Source organism: Acinetobacter sp. Ac_5812 (assembly GCF_013072695.1).
Lineage (GTDB): Bacteria > Pseudomonadota > Gammaproteobacteria > Pseudomonadales > Moraxellaceae > Acinetobacter.
This window is the reverse complement of the sequence record NZ_LXUK01000009.1, coordinates 21,971-37,352: the sequence shown is the minus strand read 5'-3', so window position 1 is coordinate 37,352 and position 15,382 is coordinate 21,971. Positions and strand designations below refer to the sequence as shown.

General features: G+C 39.8%; 20 protein-coding genes and 1 riboswitch. Of the genes, 15 read left to right on the top strand and 5 right to left on the bottom strand.

Annotated features, from left to right (window positions below; all coding sequences use genetic code 11):
- Nucleotides 1-40: 40 nt before the first annotated feature.
- The 6 genes from A7P55_RS07850 to A7P55_RS07825 all read left to right on the top strand — a co-directional run bounded on the left by A7P55_RS07850 (nt 41) and on the right by A7P55_RS07825 (nt 4,084).
- Entirely contained in the window at nt 41-757 is a 717-nt protein-coding gene (locus A7P55_RS07850; RefSeq protein ID WP_171551715.1) for a GNAT family protein, read from the top strand.
- A 209-nt stretch (nt 758-966) separates the two neighbouring features.
- Nucleotides 967-1,449, top strand: a complete 483-nt coding sequence (locus A7P55_RS07845) for a hypothetical protein (RefSeq protein WP_171551714.1) — start codon at nt 967-969, stop codon at nt 1,447-1,449.
- 76 nt (nt 1,450-1,525) lie between these two features.
- Nucleotides 1,526-2,086, top strand: coding sequence for a hypothetical protein (locus A7P55_RS07840; RefSeq protein ID WP_171551713.1), 561 nt, complete (start codon nt 1,526-1,528; stop codon nt 2,084-2,086).
- A gap of 316 nt (nt 2,087-2,402) precedes the next feature.
- Nucleotides 2,403-2,852 (top strand): hypothetical protein, encoded by a 450-nt coding sequence (locus tag A7P55_RS07835; RefSeq protein ID WP_171551712.1) that lies wholly within the window; start codon nt 2,403-2,405, stop codon nt 2,850-2,852.
- Entirely contained in the window at nt 2,821-3,147 is a 327-nt protein-coding gene (locus A7P55_RS07830) for a hypothetical protein (protein WP_171551711.1), read from the top strand. Before A7P55_RS07835 ends, A7P55_RS07830 begins: the two co-directional genes overlap by 32 nt.
- A gap of 55 nt (nt 3,148-3,202) precedes the next feature.
- On the top strand, nt 3,203-4,084 hold the full coding sequence (locus tag A7P55_RS07825) for a DMT family transporter (RefSeq protein ID WP_171551710.1): 882 nt from the start codon (nt 3,203-3,205) through the stop codon (nt 4,082-4,084).
- A gap of 76 nt (nt 4,085-4,160) precedes the next feature.
- Here A7P55_RS07825 and A7P55_RS07820 read toward each other — a convergent pair whose 3' ends face one another.
- On the bottom strand, nt 4,161-4,778 hold the full coding sequence (locus A7P55_RS07820; RefSeq protein WP_151716571.1) for an L-threonylcarbamoyladenylate synthase: 618 nt from the start codon (nt 4,776-4,778) through the stop codon (nt 4,161-4,163).
- Between the two features lie 88 nt (nt 4,779-4,866).
- Nucleotides 4,867-5,529, bottom strand: coding sequence for an elongation factor P hydroxylase (locus A7P55_RS07815; protein WP_216077997.1), 663 nt, complete (start codon nt 5,527-5,529; stop codon nt 4,867-4,869).
- A 96-nt stretch (nt 5,530-5,625) separates the two neighbouring features.
- On the opposite strand from A7P55_RS07815, the gene A7P55_RS07810 reads away from it, so the two are divergent.
- The 6 genes from A7P55_RS07810 to lysM all read left to right on the top strand — a co-directional run bounded on the left by A7P55_RS07810 (nt 5,626) and on the right by lysM (nt 9,364).
- Nucleotides 5,626-6,186, top strand: coding sequence for a YceD family protein (locus tag A7P55_RS07810; protein ID WP_004804944.1), 561 nt, complete (start codon nt 5,626-5,628; stop codon nt 6,184-6,186).
- A gap of 74 nt (nt 6,187-6,260) precedes the next feature.
- Complete coding sequence (rpmF, locus tag A7P55_RS07805; RefSeq protein ID WP_004638135.1) at nt 6,261-6,446, top strand: 50S ribosomal protein L32; 186 nt, start codon at nt 6,261-6,263, stop codon at nt 6,444-6,446.
- Nucleotides 6,447-6,643: 197 nt separating this feature from the next.
- The gene (gene fabD / locus A7P55_RS07800) at nt 6,644-7,630 is read left to right on the top strand and encodes an ACP S-malonyltransferase (RefSeq protein WP_171549429.1); all 987 of its coding nucleotides are present in this window, start codon (nt 6,644-6,646) and stop codon (nt 7,628-7,630) included.
- Entirely contained in the window at nt 7,627-8,361 is a 735-nt protein-coding gene (fabG, locus tag A7P55_RS07795; protein WP_171551709.1) for a 3-oxoacyl-ACP reductase FabG, read from the top strand. The genes fabD and fabG overlap by 4 nt, the downstream gene beginning before the upstream one ends.
- Before the next feature lie 86 nt (nt 8,362-8,447).
- A complete protein-coding gene (gene acpP, locus A7P55_RS07790) occupies nt 8,448-8,684 on the top strand; it encodes an acyl carrier protein (protein ID WP_004655272.1) in 237 nt (78 codons plus the stop codon).
- A 206-nt stretch (nt 8,685-8,890) separates the two neighbouring features.
- Nucleotides 8,891-9,364 carry a peptidoglycan-binding protein LysM gene (gene lysM, locus A7P55_RS07785; protein WP_004804950.1) on the top strand — a complete coding sequence of 158 codons (474 nt, stop codon included), beginning with the start codon at nt 8,891-8,893 and terminating at the stop codon, nt 9,362-9,364.
- Between the two features lie 70 nt (nt 9,365-9,434).
- On the opposite strand, the gene A7P55_RS07780 is transcribed toward lysM, so the two are convergent.
- Nucleotides 9,435-10,211 (bottom strand): hydroxymethylpyrimidine/phosphomethylpyrimidine kinase, encoded by a 777-nt coding sequence (locus A7P55_RS07780; protein WP_171551708.1) that lies wholly within the window; start codon nt 10,209-10,211, stop codon nt 9,435-9,437.
- Nucleotides 10,212-10,304: 93 nt separating this feature from the next.
- Here A7P55_RS07780 and A7P55_RS07775 point away from each other — a divergent pair, with 93 nt between their 5' ends.
- Nucleotides 10,305-10,979, top strand: coding sequence for an HAD-IA family hydrolase (locus A7P55_RS07775; protein WP_171551707.1), 675 nt, complete (start codon nt 10,305-10,307; stop codon nt 10,977-10,979).
- Nucleotides 10,980-11,026: 47 nt separating this feature from the next.
- On the opposite strand, the gene ribB is transcribed toward A7P55_RS07775, so the two are convergent.
- The gene (gene ribB / locus A7P55_RS07770) at nt 11,027-11,686 is read right to left on the bottom strand and encodes a 3,4-dihydroxy-2-butanone-4-phosphate synthase (RefSeq protein ID WP_171551706.1); all 660 of its coding nucleotides are present in this window, start codon (nt 11,684-11,686) and stop codon (nt 11,027-11,029) included.
- Between the two features lie 98 nt (nt 11,687-11,784).
- Nucleotides 11,785-11,943: riboswitch (FMN riboswitch) on the bottom strand.
- A 185-nt stretch (nt 11,944-12,128) separates the two neighbouring features.
- Between ribB and A7P55_RS07765 the strand changes: the two genes are divergently transcribed.
- Both A7P55_RS07765 and A7P55_RS07760 read left to right on the top strand, forming a co-directional pair.
- The gene (locus A7P55_RS07765) at nt 12,129-12,353 is read left to right on the top strand and encodes a hypothetical protein (protein ID WP_171551705.1); all 225 of its coding nucleotides are present in this window, start codon (nt 12,129-12,131) and stop codon (nt 12,351-12,353) included.
- A gap of 1 nt (nt 12,354) precedes the next feature.
- Entirely contained in the window at nt 12,355-13,527 is a 1,173-nt protein-coding gene (locus A7P55_RS07760) for a hypothetical protein (RefSeq protein WP_171551704.1), read from the top strand.
- Here A7P55_RS07760 and A7P55_RS07755 read toward each other — a convergent pair.
- Nucleotides 13,524-15,314, bottom strand: a complete 1,791-nt coding sequence (locus A7P55_RS07755; protein WP_171551703.1) for a patatin-like phospholipase family protein — start codon at nt 15,312-15,314, stop codon at nt 13,524-13,526. The genes A7P55_RS07760 and A7P55_RS07755 overlap by 4 nt on opposite strands.
- Nucleotides 15,315-15,382: the final 68 nt, after the last annotated feature.

Here is a 15,382-nt window from a genome sequence, read left to right as displayed (position 1 = left end):
AAATTAGCAACGAAAACCATTCTTTCTATTATAAATCACGATGAAACATTATTTAAAAACACAACAGAATCAATTTGGGCAAACTGTCGGCTTTGCCATCGATCATCAACCTAACCAACCGATTAAACATAATCTAGATGGGCAATCGGTCAAATTGATTCATATTTCAGGTGAAATCTCTGATCAGGCTGCGAATCAAATTTGGGATGCTGTTGCAACGGAAGAAAATGCAGCCTGTTGGACGTATTTGCCTTATGCAGCACCACAAAGCCAAGTTTCACTGAAACAAGATTTGCAAAATTTATTTGGTTTTAAAGGTTCGGCTCATTTTTTAATTGAAATTGATGGCACGATCCAAGGTTGGATTGCTTTGTTAAACCCGAGGTTAGAGCAGGGTGCTATTGAAATAGGCAATGTTTATTTTTCGCATAAAATGAAGAAATCCAAAGCCTCAACTGAAGTGATATTCCTATTATTGCAACAATGCTTTGCATACGGATTTAGACGAGTTGAATGGAAATGTGATGATTGTAATGCACCTTCTAAAGCCGCAGCTTTACGTTTTGGGTTTCAGTATGAAGGTTTATTTCGTCAAGATCGGATGACTAAAGGGCATAACCGTAATACCGCATGGTTTTCAATCATTGATGAAGAATGGCCTGATTTAGAAGAAATGTATCAGCAATGGCTCAGTCCGGATAATTTTGATGCGCAAGGTTTTCAAAAACAGCGATTGTCTGACTTTTTTGAAGGCTAATGAGCGATTATTAAAATTCGCTCATCTCTTTTTTAAATAATTCATCATAAAGCTACCATGGATTTTCTAGTCATCGGAAAATAAGATTTTTTTGATTTATTTCTATCTTATTTTGTTGAATTTAATAAATATTTATAAATAATAGCTCGATCATTAAGTGAGTGTGAACTCATGAATTATAAAATTAAATATTAAGCGAGAAATACAAAATGAATTTTAAGTTTGTTGTAGGTGGGGTAGCAATTATTGCAGCATTATATTTTGGTACTGAAAAATATTGGCAATATGAATTTGAGGAACAAGAAAGAAATAGTTTAAAAAATCTTGCTATTACTCCTGAGATGCAAAGTGCTTCTAAAGATTTACCGATCAAAAGTGATATTTTAAATCAGTATCCTAATATTTTCTTTTATATGAATTTTACTCAGGATCTTCCTCAAGAGGCTGAAGCTTTCATTAAACCTAAATTGCTTGAAAATAGTCAGAAGCTAGCATGTGGATATTTTTCTCAATTACCTCAGCAAGATAATAAATATAAAGATAAGACTAAAGCTGTTGTGAGTGTGATTGAGCACGATAATGTCGTGATGACCTATATTGTTAAAAATCGTTTAGGGAATGTTTTGATGGAACACAAGCAAGTACTTTCACAATGTCCTGAATTTCAAGTGTTAAAACTGAGTATTGCCTAGATTTAATTTAATCTCCAGTTCGTAGGTTTTTAGATTGTAAACTTTTAAATCCATTGTTATCTAGGGCTAACTTTGAATGAAAAACATCCTTATTGTATTTGGGGTGTTGGTGATATTTTGGCAAGTGATTTATCCTAAATATCAATCATATAAATATGAAAAGGAAGCGAGAGAATATTTAAAAACGACTTGGACAGATGAGACAAAAAAGGAAATTTCATCTAGACAACCACAAGGTCTACAAATTGATTTTCTAAATCAATATCCCAACATTCGTATTTATCAAAACTTTTTGGTTGATGCTGTTCCGATTCCTGAACTGTTAGATAAACAAGCATTTAAAAAGTCTTGGTGTAGCCAATTAAATGGGTTGACTGCTATGGAAGCTACACCACGGTTGGCTATGCTGAATGTTTTTGAACAGGATAGAGTAACTTTTTATTTGACGATTAAAGATAAGTTTGGGAAAGAACTATTTTCCTTTCAACAAAGAATCTCAGAATGCCCAAACTTCCATAAAATACGGGATGCTAAACAAGGTGATGTAATTGAAGATACGGAAGAAGTCACCTTTATCCCAAGTACTGTACCAGCAGCGCAAAGTGCTCCCAGCGAACATGCTGCATCTGTGCAGTAATCAATAGCAATTGAACTACTCAAAAGCACTGACATGACCTATACCACGACGCACAATTTCAAGGTTTTCTCCAGATAAATCCGCGATATTGGCGGTTGATAGAGCTCTGAAACCACAGTCAGTAAGCATTAGTTTTAAATGATTTTGATTTATAAGGATTTAAGAAGATAACTATTTTATCTTTTTGTGATGGATTTAATGTTACTTACATTTTGGGACAAGATATTGATTTTTAAGTTTATTTTTTGTTATTTTTTGATTGTGGTTATTATTTTTTTGCTAATTTCAAGATTCTCTAAATAGTGAATTTAAAATTATGGAAAATTTAAAACAATTTATTGAAGATGAAATTTCTTTACATCTTGAAGAGAAATTCATGACTAATGATGAGGTTTTTTGGGCCGCACAATCATTTCTTAGAGATGGATATTTAAAAGTTAGTCATCTGATTCCTGTAAGTGTAAAAGAATTATTTTATGCTGAAGTTCGAGAACTGCTTGGAAAGTATGCAAAAAGGCGTGATCTCCATATGGAGTCAACAGGGAATACGCCTCGTTTTATGAGTAATGTACGTCAAGTTGATATTGCTGAATATGGTGAAGTAATCCCAGCAGTTTATCACTCAGAAAGTTTAATTAAATTTATGGGTAAATTAGCTAAGGAAGAAATTATTCCGAATCCGTGGGAATTTGAGAAATTCATTATTAATTGTCAACATAAAGTAGGAGATACACATGGATTTCATTGGGGGAGACTACCCTTATAGTATGATTTGGATTGTTGAAGCGCCGTCTTTAGAGTATGGGGGAATATTAGAGTGCATTCCTCATACATATTGGAATAAGAAAAATGCAAGGATTAAAGAACATTTATTACGGAATCCTGTGAAAAATTATTATTATGAAACTGGTGATATTTATTTATTAAAATCAGATACAACGTTACATAGAGTGACCCCCTTAGAGCAAGATGCAACTCGAATTATTGTAAACATGGCATGGGAACGTGCTAGAGACATTAATCGTGAGGTTACTCACGAAACATATGCTTTCCGAGACTAAAACTTTAGAAGAGATCGATTATTTAATCCGATCTCTTTTTTCATAAGGAGTTGGAATGAAATTAAAGTTTTTTTTGTTCTTGTTACTTTTGGGCATTATGCAAGGTTCTGCATTTTTATTCATGAAAATAGCAGATTACTCTTTTTCTACAGCCAGTATTGTTTTTTTTAGACTCTTTCTTGCGGCAATGGTAATTGTTCCATATGTTTTTTATAGCACACATTCTTATTGGACTGTGTGGAAGGCGCATAAGAAAATTTTTATTACATTGGCATTTACTTCAACCGTTATTCCATTTTCACTGATCGCGTGGGCGCTTCAGTATATTGCAAGTGGGATTGAAGCTGTATATATGGCATTAATTCCATTATTTGTCGCTCTCTTTGAATATTTCGGTAAAGAAAAAATTCGTTTCAATAGGCAAGTCTACTTAGGTTTTATCTTTGGTTTTTTAGGAATTTTTTTGCTTTCTTTTCAAGATATTTTGAAATATGGGGGAGAAAATGCCAAAGGGCATTTGGCGGTTTTTCTGTCTGCAATTTTTTATGGATATTCCGTTTATAGAACGCGACAGTTAGGAAGTGTTAAACCAGCAATAACCAATGCTTATGTTTTATCAATTTCAGCAATGATTAGTTTGCCGTTTATGATCCTAACTCAGGATTGGAGTACTAATTTTAATCTACAAGCTGTGGGAGCAATGATGGGTTTAGCGCTAATCTCTACAGCCGGCGCACTGTTACTCATGTATTATTTGATCTCTCAAGTGGGCTCTGTATTTACTGCAACAACGAACTATCTTGTTCCAATTGTCGGTTTATTACTAGGTGCTTTATTCTTAAATGAGAAAATCACTATTTTAATGCTACCTGCGTTATTTTTTGTCCTATTAGGGGTGTTTTTTATCAGCAAAAGCACGGTTAGCTTTAATAAATAAGGTGTTTTTATGGTTTTAGATCAACCAAAACCATAAAGTTTAACGGGGGGAGATAAAATAGGTAAGTTTTTATTGGTTACTCAAAAGCACTGACATCACCGACACCACGACGCACGATTTCAGGGTTTTCTCCAGATAAATCCACAATACTGGTGGTGGATAAAGTTCCGAAACCACTATCAATAAATACATCAATCCGTTTACCCAACTGGTTTTCAATATCAAAGGGGTCATCCAATGGATCTTTTTGATCAGGCAAAATCAGGGTACTGGTTAACAGCGGTTCACCGAGTTCTTTTAATAAAGCCTGCGCAACGGGATTACTTGGAATACGCAGACCAATGGTTTTTTTCTTCGGATGCATTAAACGTTTTGGTACTTCGCTGGTCGCTGGCAAAATAAAAGTCGTAACCGCTGGCGTATTATTTTTTAATAGACGATACATCGCGTTATCGACTTTGGCATAGGTCGCAATATCGGATAAATCACAACACATAATCGCATACTGGTGCTTTGGTCCCAGACCACGAATTTGTGCAATCCGTTCCATTGCACTCTTATTTCCGATTTGACAACCGATCGCATAGGCAGCATCTGTTGGATAGACCACAACATCACCAGCACGAATACGTTCTACTGCTTGTGTAATTAAGCGAGCCTGTGGATTTTCAGGATGAATATGTAAATGCAACATTATTTTAACTCCCTGATTTATACGGCTAAATTCAGTATGAAACTTGTTAGGGGCATGTTGCAAGTCTTAGATGTGATAATTTTGTCACTTAATCAAGGTATTCACGTTTAAATTCATCGAGTTGTAATGGTGTTCCATTGCGGGTAGACACACAGATATAATGAATGAAATGTGTGGCATCGCGGGGTAATTTTGCTTCGCCAGAAAAATAACGTTGTACTTGCGCAAAGACATGATCTTTAAATTGATCTCCATTACCGCCATCACCCGTTAAGTTATCCAGTGATACACGAAATTTCCGACCAAAGGCAGTCGCAAATAGCCATTCTATGGCTTGAGGTTTAATTTCAACTTGCTCAAACAGGGCCTGTTGTTCTGAACTTCGTCCATCAGGCGCATACCAATAGCCAAGGTCGGAAAGTAGGCGGCGTTGCTCGCCAGCAATGCTCCAATGGCTGATTTCATGGAGGGCACTATTGAAAAAACCATGGGCAAATTGGATCTTTGCAGGCTGCTCAGAAGTGGCTGGGAAATATTCTGGTTCAAAATCACCTTTAACAAGTGTGACATTATGGTGGGAAAACCAGTGATTAAAGTGTAAAATAAGCCAATCGACCTGTTCTGGTTCTGTTGTTAACTTTTGCCAAGATGAACGTTGCACTTGATCTAGCGCTAACACAGGAACAGAGGTTGAATGGGTGCTAACAAGTAATGAAGATGTTACTTCAAGTTGCGGCTGCAACAGGTACATTGCTTAATTTACCCCGAGTTCTGTCTAAAGAAGTACAAAATTGTATCTTAATCTTTGACAGAGTACCGATGAATTTGTAGAATTGCCGCCTTAATTATGTCAGCAAATACTTTTCCAAGCCAAATCGAGCCATTTAAATGGGCTGAACAGGGCTTTACATGGTCAGGAACACTGCCATTGTCTCGCTTTGCTCGTATTGCTCGAGAAGCTGTTGGTTCAATTGATGATCAATTGATCAACATAGACTGTAAGCTATCAATGGATATCTATCATCGTATTGTATGGTTAGATGGACATACTGAAGCAAAAGTTCCAATGGTGTGCCAACGTTGTTTGGAAGCCGTTGAAATTGAATTGGTTTCAGACTTTCATTTAGCTTTGATTGATGATGAGTCACTGATAGAGCGATTGGATGAGGATGCTGATTTCATCGTTCTAGGTGAAAGTGAATCTTCAAAAAAAGGTGATTTTGATGCACCTGCAGTGATAGATTTGCTCGCACTATTAGAAGATGAGCTGTTATTGTTGATGCCTTTATCTCCTAAGCATGATGCTTGTGAGCATAAGCATCAACCTGCCACTCCAGATGTTGTCGAAGAGAAACGGGATAACCCGTTTGATGTTTTGGCAGGTCTGAAGGGTAAACTTAACTCATAATTTATGTTATAATGTTGAGTTAAGACAACTGAATTTGTTCTGATCCATTTTTTCGATCTTTGTAAGGAGCCATCATGGCCGTTCAGCAAAACCGTAAAAGTCGCTCTCGCCGTGACATGCGCCGTTCACATGACGCTTTAACCGAGAATGCATTATCTGTAGACCAAACTACTGGTGAAACTCATCGTCGTCACCACGTGACTAAAGACGGTATTTACCGTGGTCGTCAATTATTCGCTAAAGCAGCTGATGCTGAATAATTGAACTATATGCATTAAGCGTTAGCTTAAAGTATAGAAAAAATGGGAGCGAAAGCTCCCTTTTTTGTTGTTTTTCGCAATTATAAAAAGAATTAATCAGTGTTAAATTGCCGCATCGCTAAAGAGTCTATTGTCATTCTCATGTAGAATTATGAGTATTGATAAAATTGGCGGTAGACTAATTTAAGGATTTTTATATGTCGACTAAACGACTTGAGCAGGCTGCTCAAGCAACAAAAACAGCATTTGTTTTTCCTGGTCAGGGTTCTCAAAAAGCAGGTATGCTGGCTGAACTTGCAGAGCAGTTTAGTGTCGTTCAAGATACATTTGCTGAGGCATCAGCTGCACTAGGTTTTGACCTTTGGCAGATTGCCCAAACCGGTGAAGGCTTGGACCAAACTGAAAATACCCAACCCGTATTACTGACCGCAAGTATCGCGCTATGGCGTGTATGGTTAGAGCTGGGTGGTATTGTGCCGAAATACTTGGCTGGACACTCTTTGGGAGAGTACAGTGCGCTTGTTGCAGCGGAAGCAATGAGCTTGGCTGATGCAGTTAAACTGGTTCATTTACGTGGCAAACTGATGCAGAGTGCTGTTCCTTCAGGTGAAGGTGCAATGGCTGCAATTCTCGGTTTGGCTGATGAGAAAGTGGTCGAGCTTTGTCAAAATGCTTCTGCTACAGGTCAAGGTTCAGTTGAAGCGGCAAATTATAATGCGCAAGGCCAAGTCGTAATCGCGGGTAGTACAGCATTGGTTCAGCAGGTCATGGCAGAAGCAAAAGAACAATCAGGGAAAGCAATTGCATTGCCTGTTTCTGTACCATCTCATTGCACATTAATGAAACCAGCTGCGGAAAAGTTTGCCGAAGCTTTGGAACAAACTGCCATTGAGCTACCATGCCTTCCTGTAATACAAAATGTCAACGCGGAAATCGCGACAGATGTTGCTCAATTACGTCAGGCGTTAACGGCTCAATTGTACCAATCAGTACAATGGACGCGTACGATGCAATATCTGCAAGATCAGGGTATCCAGTATGTGGTTGAATGTGGTCCAGGTACGGTACTGAGTAATCTTGCTAAGCGATTACCGAACATAGAAAAAGCATTTGCCCTAGATAGCAAAGCACGTATGGAAGATGCCCTAAACGCAGTGTTAGTGGCAGAAGGAAAAATTGCATGACACAACAACGAAAAGTTGCGTTAGTGACAGGAGCAAGCCGAGGCATTGGCGCAGCGATTGCACAGCAACTCATTCAAGACGGTTTTTTTGTGGTTGGTACCGCAACTTCTGAAGCAGGCGCGCAAATGCTGACAGAAAGTTTTGCTGAACACGGGACAGGTGCTGTACTTGATGTTCGCAATGGCGAAGCGATTGATGCACTGGTTTCAGATATCGAGCAAAAATATGGTTCGGTGTTGGTATTGGTCAACAATGCAGGTATTACCAAAGACAACTTGCTGCTGCGTATGTCAGAAGATGATTGGGATGACATTCTCAATATTCATCTGAAAGCGGTTTACCGTTTGTCTAAGCGTGTATTGAAAGGCATGACCAAAGCACGCTTTGGCCGCATTATTAATATTAGTTCAGTGGTTGCGCATTTTGCCAACCCTGGGCAAGCGAACTACTCAGCAGCAAAAGCAGGGATTGAAGCATTCAGTCGTAGCTTAGCCAAAGAGATGGGTAGTCGTCAGATTACAGTGAACAGTGTTGCACCTGGTTTCATTGCCACTGAAATGACTGATCAGTTAAGCGAAGATATTCGTAAAAAAATGACTGATCAAGTCGCTTTAAATCGTCTAGGTGAACCTCAAGATATTGCAAATGCAGTGAGTTTCTTGGCGAGCGATAAGGCTAGTTACATTACTGGTACAGTTTTACACGTAAATGGTGGTCTATACATGGCCTAAGTGGCGATGTATAAACTTTTAAAAAATCTTATATTCAATTAAACTAGTGGCAAATTAAAACGCCACAAGCAATGAGGAGAATTCCTGTGAGCGATATCGAACAACGCATCAAACAAGCAGTAGCTGAACAATTAGGTATGCGTGCTGAAGAGATTAAAAACGAAGCATCTTTCATGGATGACTTAGGTGCTGACTCTTTAGATTTGGTTGAACTTGTAATGTCTTTTGAAAATGATTTTGACATCACGATTCCAGATGAAGATTCAAATGAAATCACAACTGTTCAATCTGCAATCGATTACGTAACTAAGAAACTTGGTTAATCATCTTGCATGATCAAAAGCCACCGCAAGGTGGCTTTTTTGTGTTTGCATGTTTTGCAACAGAATGTTTTTCATTAAGTTCTAACGAATATACATATATTTACAAGACCGCGTTAAATTGAAACTCGAGTGTTTTATTTTTTCTGTATAACTAGATGTAGGTCTATTTTGACTATTATGCATTAATAATTACAGAGGAAATAACAATGGGTCTTTTTGATTTTGTTAAAGGTATTGGTAAGAAAAATACAGCACCAGCTGAACCGCAAGCAGCACCAGCAACGCCAGCTGAACCATCAGCTCAAGAGATTGCGAATAAATTATTAGGTTTGATTAAAAGTTTAGGTCTTCCGATTGATGGTTTATCGGTCACATATAATGGCAATACCGATACAGCAACGATTAAAGGGCAGGTTAAAACCCAAGCAGATAAAGAAAAGATTGTCCTTGCTGTCGGAAATATTGATCATGTTGCGCAAGTTGATGATCAACTTACCGTGGAAACACCTGAGCCAGAAAGTAAGTTTTATACCGTGAAATCAGGTGACAACCTATCGAAGATTTCAAAAGAGTATTATGGTGATCCAAACCAGTACAATAAAATTTTTGAAGCCAATCGTCCATTGCTTAAAAATGCAGATGATATTTTCCCAGGTCAAGTACTGCGTATTCCGCAGTAAATTGTGGATGTTAAAAAAGGCGCTGATTGCGCCTTTTTTATTGAACTTTTACAGAAGATTTTATTGATTACTAGATATTTTGAAAGCGTTTTGGAATCTTTTGCCCATTCGGCACAGGGGTTTCAGCCTGTTTTAACACCCCAAATAACCACGTTTCAGCATGCTGAACGGCAATTTTCAGTGAGTCACCCAGCGCCAAACGTCCAGCAATGAAACTTGCCAACGAGCAGCCTGAACCATGATATTGACCTTCTAAACGCGGGCACTGACTTTCTGCAAGCATTTTGCCATTGGCATAGAGCACATTGCGGATATGATCTGGGGTATCTTCATGACCACCTTTAACCAATACTGCTTTTGCACCCATTTCAAACAATTTTTGTGTGGCTTGTTCAATATCATCCAGACCTGTTAAGGCTCTTAACTCAACGGTATTAGGAGTAATCACTGTTGCTAATGGGATCAGCTCAACAAATGCTTTAACCAGTGTTGCTTGATCGCCCAATGAGCCGCCACTATTTGCCACTAAAACAGGATCGAGCACATAGAGATAATCTGGATGTTCACGTAAAAACTCGGCCAATGCAGCAATATTTTCGGTCGTGCCTAACATGCCTGACTTTACACATTTAATTGGTAAGTCATCCACCACCGCATTTGCTTGTGCGAGTAATAATGCTTTTGGAGTTGCTTCAAAACCAAACACTTGCTGTGAGTTCTGAATCGTCAGCGCGGTACATGCAATCGCAGCATGCGCACCACTTTGCCCAATTGCTTCAATATCTGCTTGTAAGCCAGCACCACCAGATGGATCTAGCCCTGAAAAACAAAGTACGGTCGGACGCACTGCAATTTCCTTTTATTCTGTAATCTACGGTAGTATAGGGGAGTTTCGAGAAACTCTCGACTGCGTTGTGTAAGACTGTAAGAGATTGAGCGAATGACGATCAAAAATATTCTCATCGATTTAGATGGAACCTTAACCGATCCTAAAACTGGAATTCATGGTTCAATTCGTTTTGCTTTGGAAAAATTAGCTCAACCTTTGGCAAATGACATGAATTTGGATTGGACTATTGGCCCACCATTGAAAGCATCTCTGGCAAAATTACTCAATACTCAAGATGACGATTTGGCTGAGCAGGCATTGCAGGCTTATCGTGAGCGGTTCTCGGTGACAGGCTTATTTGAAAATGAAGTTTATCCTTCAGTCGCTGAGACTTTGCAACAATTGCAATCACAAGGCTATGTTTTATTTTTGGCGACAGCAAAACCTACGGTTTATGCGAAGCAAATTTTGATTCATTTTGATTTAGCCCAGTATTTTACCGAAATGTATGGCAGTGAATTGACTGGTGAGAGAACCAATAAAGCGGATTTAATCGCTTATATTCTTGAACAACAGCAGTTAGATGCACAGCAATGTATTATGGTGGGGGATCGTCAATACGACATCATCGGTGCGCGTGCCAATGGCATTGAAACCATTGCTGTGAATTATGGTTATGGCACGGCAGAAGAGTTGGCTCAAGCACAACCTGTGACCCAAATTTCGCAATTTAGTCAGTTGATTGAAGCTGTTGCTGAATTGAATGCAGAGCGGAAAGTTTCATAAAGCGAATTGTAAAAAGCCTCGATAATTCGAGGCTTTTCTATATCTAATCAGACATTATGTTTTAAGCGGTATTGCACCAGTTCTTCGATGCTGATCACAGTCAAGTTATGTGTTTGTGCATAAGCAAGCACTTGAATCCCTGAAGCCATTGAGCCATCAGGATTGGTCAACTCACACAGCACTCCAGATGGCTTTAAACCTGCCAAACGTGCCAAATCTATAGTTCCTTCAGTATGACCACGACGGCTTAAAACACCACCATCGCGTGCACGTAAAGGGAATACATGACCTGGACGACTGAGATCACTCGCCATAGCGCCATCTTTGGTGGCTGCCAAAACAGTGGTGACACGGTCTTTGGCAGACACGCCTGTGGTCACGCCTTGTGCCGCTTCAATGGTCACGGTAAATGCGGTTTTAAACTGACTAGAATTGTCGACTACCATGGGTGGAAGTTCTAAATGATCGGCCAAGGCTTCTGTTAAGCATAAGCAAACAATACCTGAACCATCACGAATCATTTGTGCCATGGTTTCGACAGTTAAGGTTTCAGCAGCAATAATCAGGTCAGCTTCGTTTTCACGATCAAAATCATCCATCACCAATACAGGTTTGCCTTGGCGGATATCTTCTAAAGCTTGTTGAATGCGTTGTTCAGCAGGGGAAAGTGCTGAAAAGAAAAGTTCGGGTTGGATTAAACTTGACATAATGAAACGCTCTCGTAAGTAGGATACGGTTGAACATTTCAGGACTGATGTAAAAAATAAGCGTGCACAAAAACAACGCAAAAAGCGTGTTTCAGTGGTTTCGTCTTCTTTCATCCGGACTATACCGTCGGCTTTGGTCTCTCACCAAATCTGCGAGTATATAAAAAATATATACAGGCTCGTGGGCTGATTAGGTCATTTGATTGCAATGCCTAACTTACCACCGGTGGGGAATTTCACCCCGCCCTGAAGCGATGTACTTTGATTATAGTCGGATTTTTATGAGAAAAGGCAACTTTTTATAGAATGAATCGTTCTATAAAAATGAAAAAAATTGCTGAGAAGTCGCTCTAGTTTTTCTATCGATCTGTGAAGCTGGTAATGGATTTAAATTGAGCATACACTCGAAAGATAAAACAACAATAATTTAAGGACACGATAAATGGAGCAAGCAGAGAAGACAGAATTAGAACGATTGGCACAACAATTACGACGGCCTGTGATGAGTCTTCAGTCATTCTCACAACTTTCTAATCATGATTTGGCTTGGCTCAATCAACAATTACAGCAGGCCATCAAAAATGAAGATCAGAAAATGAATCGTAGTGTGTACCAAACACCTTTTTTTCTTCGTTGGCTGTTTCGAAAAAATAAAATGAGGGAATAGCATGACTCGATTGGCAGTACAGGCAGAGCTGATTAAGCTCGCTCGCATTTTGCAAGTATCAGAGCAAGAATTAGAGTTCATGCAGTCTTTGGCCCCTGAAAACCTTAGACAGTTTCGGTTTGCGATATTAGAGCGACTACAAAATCGTCAGAAAAAGCGTTTCCGTTACCTAGCAGCATGGGTGAGCTGGTTACCACGTTGGGTGAGTGTTTTTATAGTTAAACACTTTTTAGAACCCTTTATTGTCGCCCAGATTGCAGTGTATTTATCTACAGAAAATTCTTATCGAATAGCGAAGCATTTACCTGCAAAAACCATAGCTGCAATTGCTGTTTATTTAGATCCTCGATTGGCAAGAGAACTACTTGGTTATCTCACTACACATCAAATTACCGACATTACTCAAGTTCTATTAGAGCAGCGGGACTTTGTGACAATTGGTCGTTTTGTGAGTATGTTATCTGATGCCGTTTTACAAGATGTTGCACAGGTCGTTGAAAGTGAAAGCGATCTATTGGAAATTGCTTTTTATATTGAGTCCCGCGAGCAAATCGATCATTTAGTCCATGTTTTGCCCAAGCAGCGCATTGAGCAAGCCTTATTGATTGTGGGTGATCCAGCTCAGCGGCTGGTATGGCCTAAAGTTTTGGCTTTAATGAGTTATATCAGTTATGGACTTAAGCAGGAGCTTGGTGATTTGGCGGTTCAGCAAGGGGAATCCGTCGTGAATGCGATTATTCAAGCCACACAGGAAGACCAATTATGGGAAGACATGTTGCCTGTAGTGGCTTGTTTGTCGGCGCAAGCACAGAGCTTTGTTGCTAATTTACCGACATTAAGACGCGTAGAGATTATTCGGAGTATTGTAGAGGCAGCTGATCGTTGTGATTTATGGACCGATATGCTGGTCATTGTGAATTATATGCAAGATGAGGCAAGAGAGGTCGTTGCCACAGCAATTGCCCAAATCGATGAGCAAGTCTTGCATCATATTGCCTATGCATCATTATTACGCTCACAATGGGAAGTTACTTTCGACATTATGCGACGTATGCCAATCGACAAGCAGCAACTATGTCATCGTATTCTAGATGGTTATATGCAGCAATTAGATCCTGAAACCTATCAATATTTAGATAGTCTATTGGATCGTTATCAGATTCATTCGGCTTAAGCACTAGGCAAGGTTTCTCGAATTGGCAATAAGGTTTCTAGAGCATGCTCATAGCCACGTTCGATGAGTTCATCTAATTTATGCCAGTCAAACATACCAATACCTTCAATGGGCATGCGGATATGTAAATTGGCGCGTTCAATTGCTGCTGTTTGTATCATGGTATCACTCGCAAGGGTGGCGGTGCGCATTAAAATCTCTGCCAGACGTGGTGCATGTAGAAGCTTATCTTTGATGATTTTATTCCAGTTCAATAATGCACTTTGATCTGGTTCTTCTAAACCAATCCCTGGGACTCGAATATCGTCATGCAAGCTGACATTGCTAGCAATAATGGTGCCTCGCTCTAGGTTTTGCATGACATCTGTGGGGAGATTGTTAATTACACCGCCATCACAGAGCAGGTTTTCATGCCAAGCGACAGGTGGAGCAACACCAGGCACACTCATGCTGGTTCCGACCCAAGTCGCCAGTTCACCTTGATCATGAATCACCGCTTGACCTGTGGTGAGATTGGTGGAAATACAGTAATAGGTCTGTCTGAGCTCCTCAATTCTGCGACTTCCAAAGATGGCCTGTAATCGGGTATGGAAACGTTGTCCACGAATCAGTGAAACCCGTGGCATGGTGTAATCATTGAGATAATTACGTGCGACAAAAGTTTCATAAGCAATATGGGTCATTTCCACACTATCAAAACCACAGGCGACCAGCGCTGCCACAAATGCCCCCATACTGGTGCCCCCAACAATATCAATTGGGATATGTAGTTGTTCAAGTGCACGAATTAAACCAATATGCGCAAAGCCACGTGCGCCACCACCACCCAGCACCAAGCCCACCCCTTGGCTGGAGATCTGACGAGCGACGGCACAGATATCGGCCTGTGCCCAAGGGTGAATAAAGTAGTGGGCGCGGGCGTGATAGAGCTGTTTCCAAATCAATGTATGCGGGGAAGGGTCTCCTTCGGAACGCAGTAAAACCAATTCAATCGGACTTTGCCAATCATGCTGATTCAATACATCTGATAGTCTGGTTTGAGTGGGTGTTTGGTTGGCCTCCGCCAAAATTAATATTCGATCAGCTTGATGTAAACAGCGTTTCGACCACTCATCATCACTGCAATCCGCAGCATAGAGTACATAACAGTGTTTTTCTTCTAAATTGGCCAGCCATTGGCGTAGTTTTAAATCTTCACTACTGTAGTCTAAAGGGGTCTGACTAAATCCTGAACCAAACAAGGCATCAATATGTGCAGCAGTGACTAAACGAACTTGAGGCCAACGTTGTAAGTGCTCGGTCAGTTTTTCTGCCAGATGTGTGGCAGGGATATGCGCGGATACAGGAATCACTGAAAGTGTGCGACTGTGTCCCATTGCATGACAATGTTGTAATTCGGGTTGCGAGCGGTGAATGATGAGTCGAGATAAAGCAAATAACACTTTGGGGTGTTGGTGAATAAAATCTAGAAATTGTTGTTGTGGAATACCGAGTAGAGCAGTGTCACGGACTGCATTGACTGTTCCTTGATGAGGTTGATTGGAAATGACCCCTGTTTCGCCAACAATATCGTGGCGACCAAAATAAGTCAGTAAGCCTGTCGAAGTGGTAAGTTTGACCCGACCATAAGCAACAATATACACATAATCGGCAATATCATGTGCACAATAAAGCTGCTGTCCTGTTTGCAAATGACGAATATGACAGTGAGGCACCAAGCTTTCTAGGGCGCTGTGATCTGAGTCAGCAAAGAGACTAACTTTGCTAAGAAGGTGAGTAATATCCATATTGTTCAAATTATCGTTATTGTCTTTTTATTGAACAAATTTTGCTGCTGTTTTACAAGTTTGCTTGC

Bases quoted from the DNA above. Each gene is read 5' to 3' on its own strand.
- A7P55_RS07830 (WP_171551711.1), top strand. From the start codon at position 2,821: ATGGATTTCATTGGGGGAGACTACCCTTATAGTATGATTTGGATTGTT.
- A7P55_RS07810 (WP_004804944.1), top strand. From the start codon at position 5,626: ATGTCAGCAAATACTTTTCCAAGCCAAATCGAGCCATTTAAATGGGCT.
- A7P55_RS07850 (WP_171551715.1), top strand. From the start codon at position 41: ATGAAACATTATTTAAAAACACAACAGAATCAATTTGGGCAAACTGTC.
- A7P55_RS07765 (WP_171551705.1), top strand. From the start codon at position 12,129: ATGGAGCAAGCAGAGAAGACAGAATTAGAACGATTGGCACAACAATTA.
- A7P55_RS07775 (WP_171551707.1), top strand. From the start codon at position 10,305: ATGACGATCAAAAATATTCTCATCGATTTAGATGGAACCTTAACCGAT.
- A7P55_RS07820 (WP_151716571.1), bottom strand. From the start codon at position 4,778: ATGTTGCATTTACATATTCATCCTGAAAATCCACAGGCTCGCTTAATT.
- fabD (WP_171549429.1), top strand. From the start codon at position 6,644: ATGTCGACTAAACGACTTGAGCAGGCTGCTCAAGCAACAAAAACAGCA.
- A7P55_RS07760 (WP_171551704.1), top strand. From the start codon at position 12,355: ATGACTCGATTGGCAGTACAGGCAGAGCTGATTAAGCTCGCTCGCATT.
- A7P55_RS07755 (WP_171551703.1), bottom strand. From the start codon at position 15,314: ATGGATATTACTCACCTTCTTAGCAAAGTTAGTCTCTTTGCTGACTCA.
- lysM (WP_004804950.1), top strand. From the start codon at position 8,891: ATGGGTCTTTTTGATTTTGTTAAAGGTATTGGTAAGAAAAATACAGCA.
- A7P55_RS07835 (WP_171551712.1), top strand. From the start codon at position 2,403: ATGGAAAATTTAAAACAATTTATTGAAGATGAAATTTCTTTACATCTT.
- A7P55_RS07815 (WP_216077997.1), bottom strand. From the start codon at position 5,529: ATGTACCTGTTGCAGCCGCAACTTGAAGTAACATCTTCATTACTTGTT.
- A7P55_RS07825 (WP_171551710.1), top strand. From the start codon at position 3,203: ATGAAATTAAAGTTTTTTTTGTTCTTGTTACTTTTGGGCATTATGCAA.
- fabG (WP_171551709.1), top strand. From the start codon at position 7,627: ATGACACAACAACGAAAAGTTGCGTTAGTGACAGGAGCAAGCCGAGGC.
- A7P55_RS07845 (WP_171551714.1), top strand. From the start codon at position 967: ATGAATTTTAAGTTTGTTGTAGGTGGGGTAGCAATTATTGCAGCATTA.
- rpmF (WP_004638135.1), top strand. From the start codon at position 6,261: ATGGCCGTTCAGCAAAACCGTAAAAGTCGCTCTCGCCGTGACATGCGC.
- ribB (WP_171551706.1), bottom strand. From the start codon at position 11,686: ATGTCAAGTTTAATCCAACCCGAACTTTTCTTTTCAGCACTTTCCCCT.
- A7P55_RS07840 (WP_171551713.1), top strand. From the start codon at position 1,526: ATGAAAAACATCCTTATTGTATTTGGGGTGTTGGTGATATTTTGGCAA.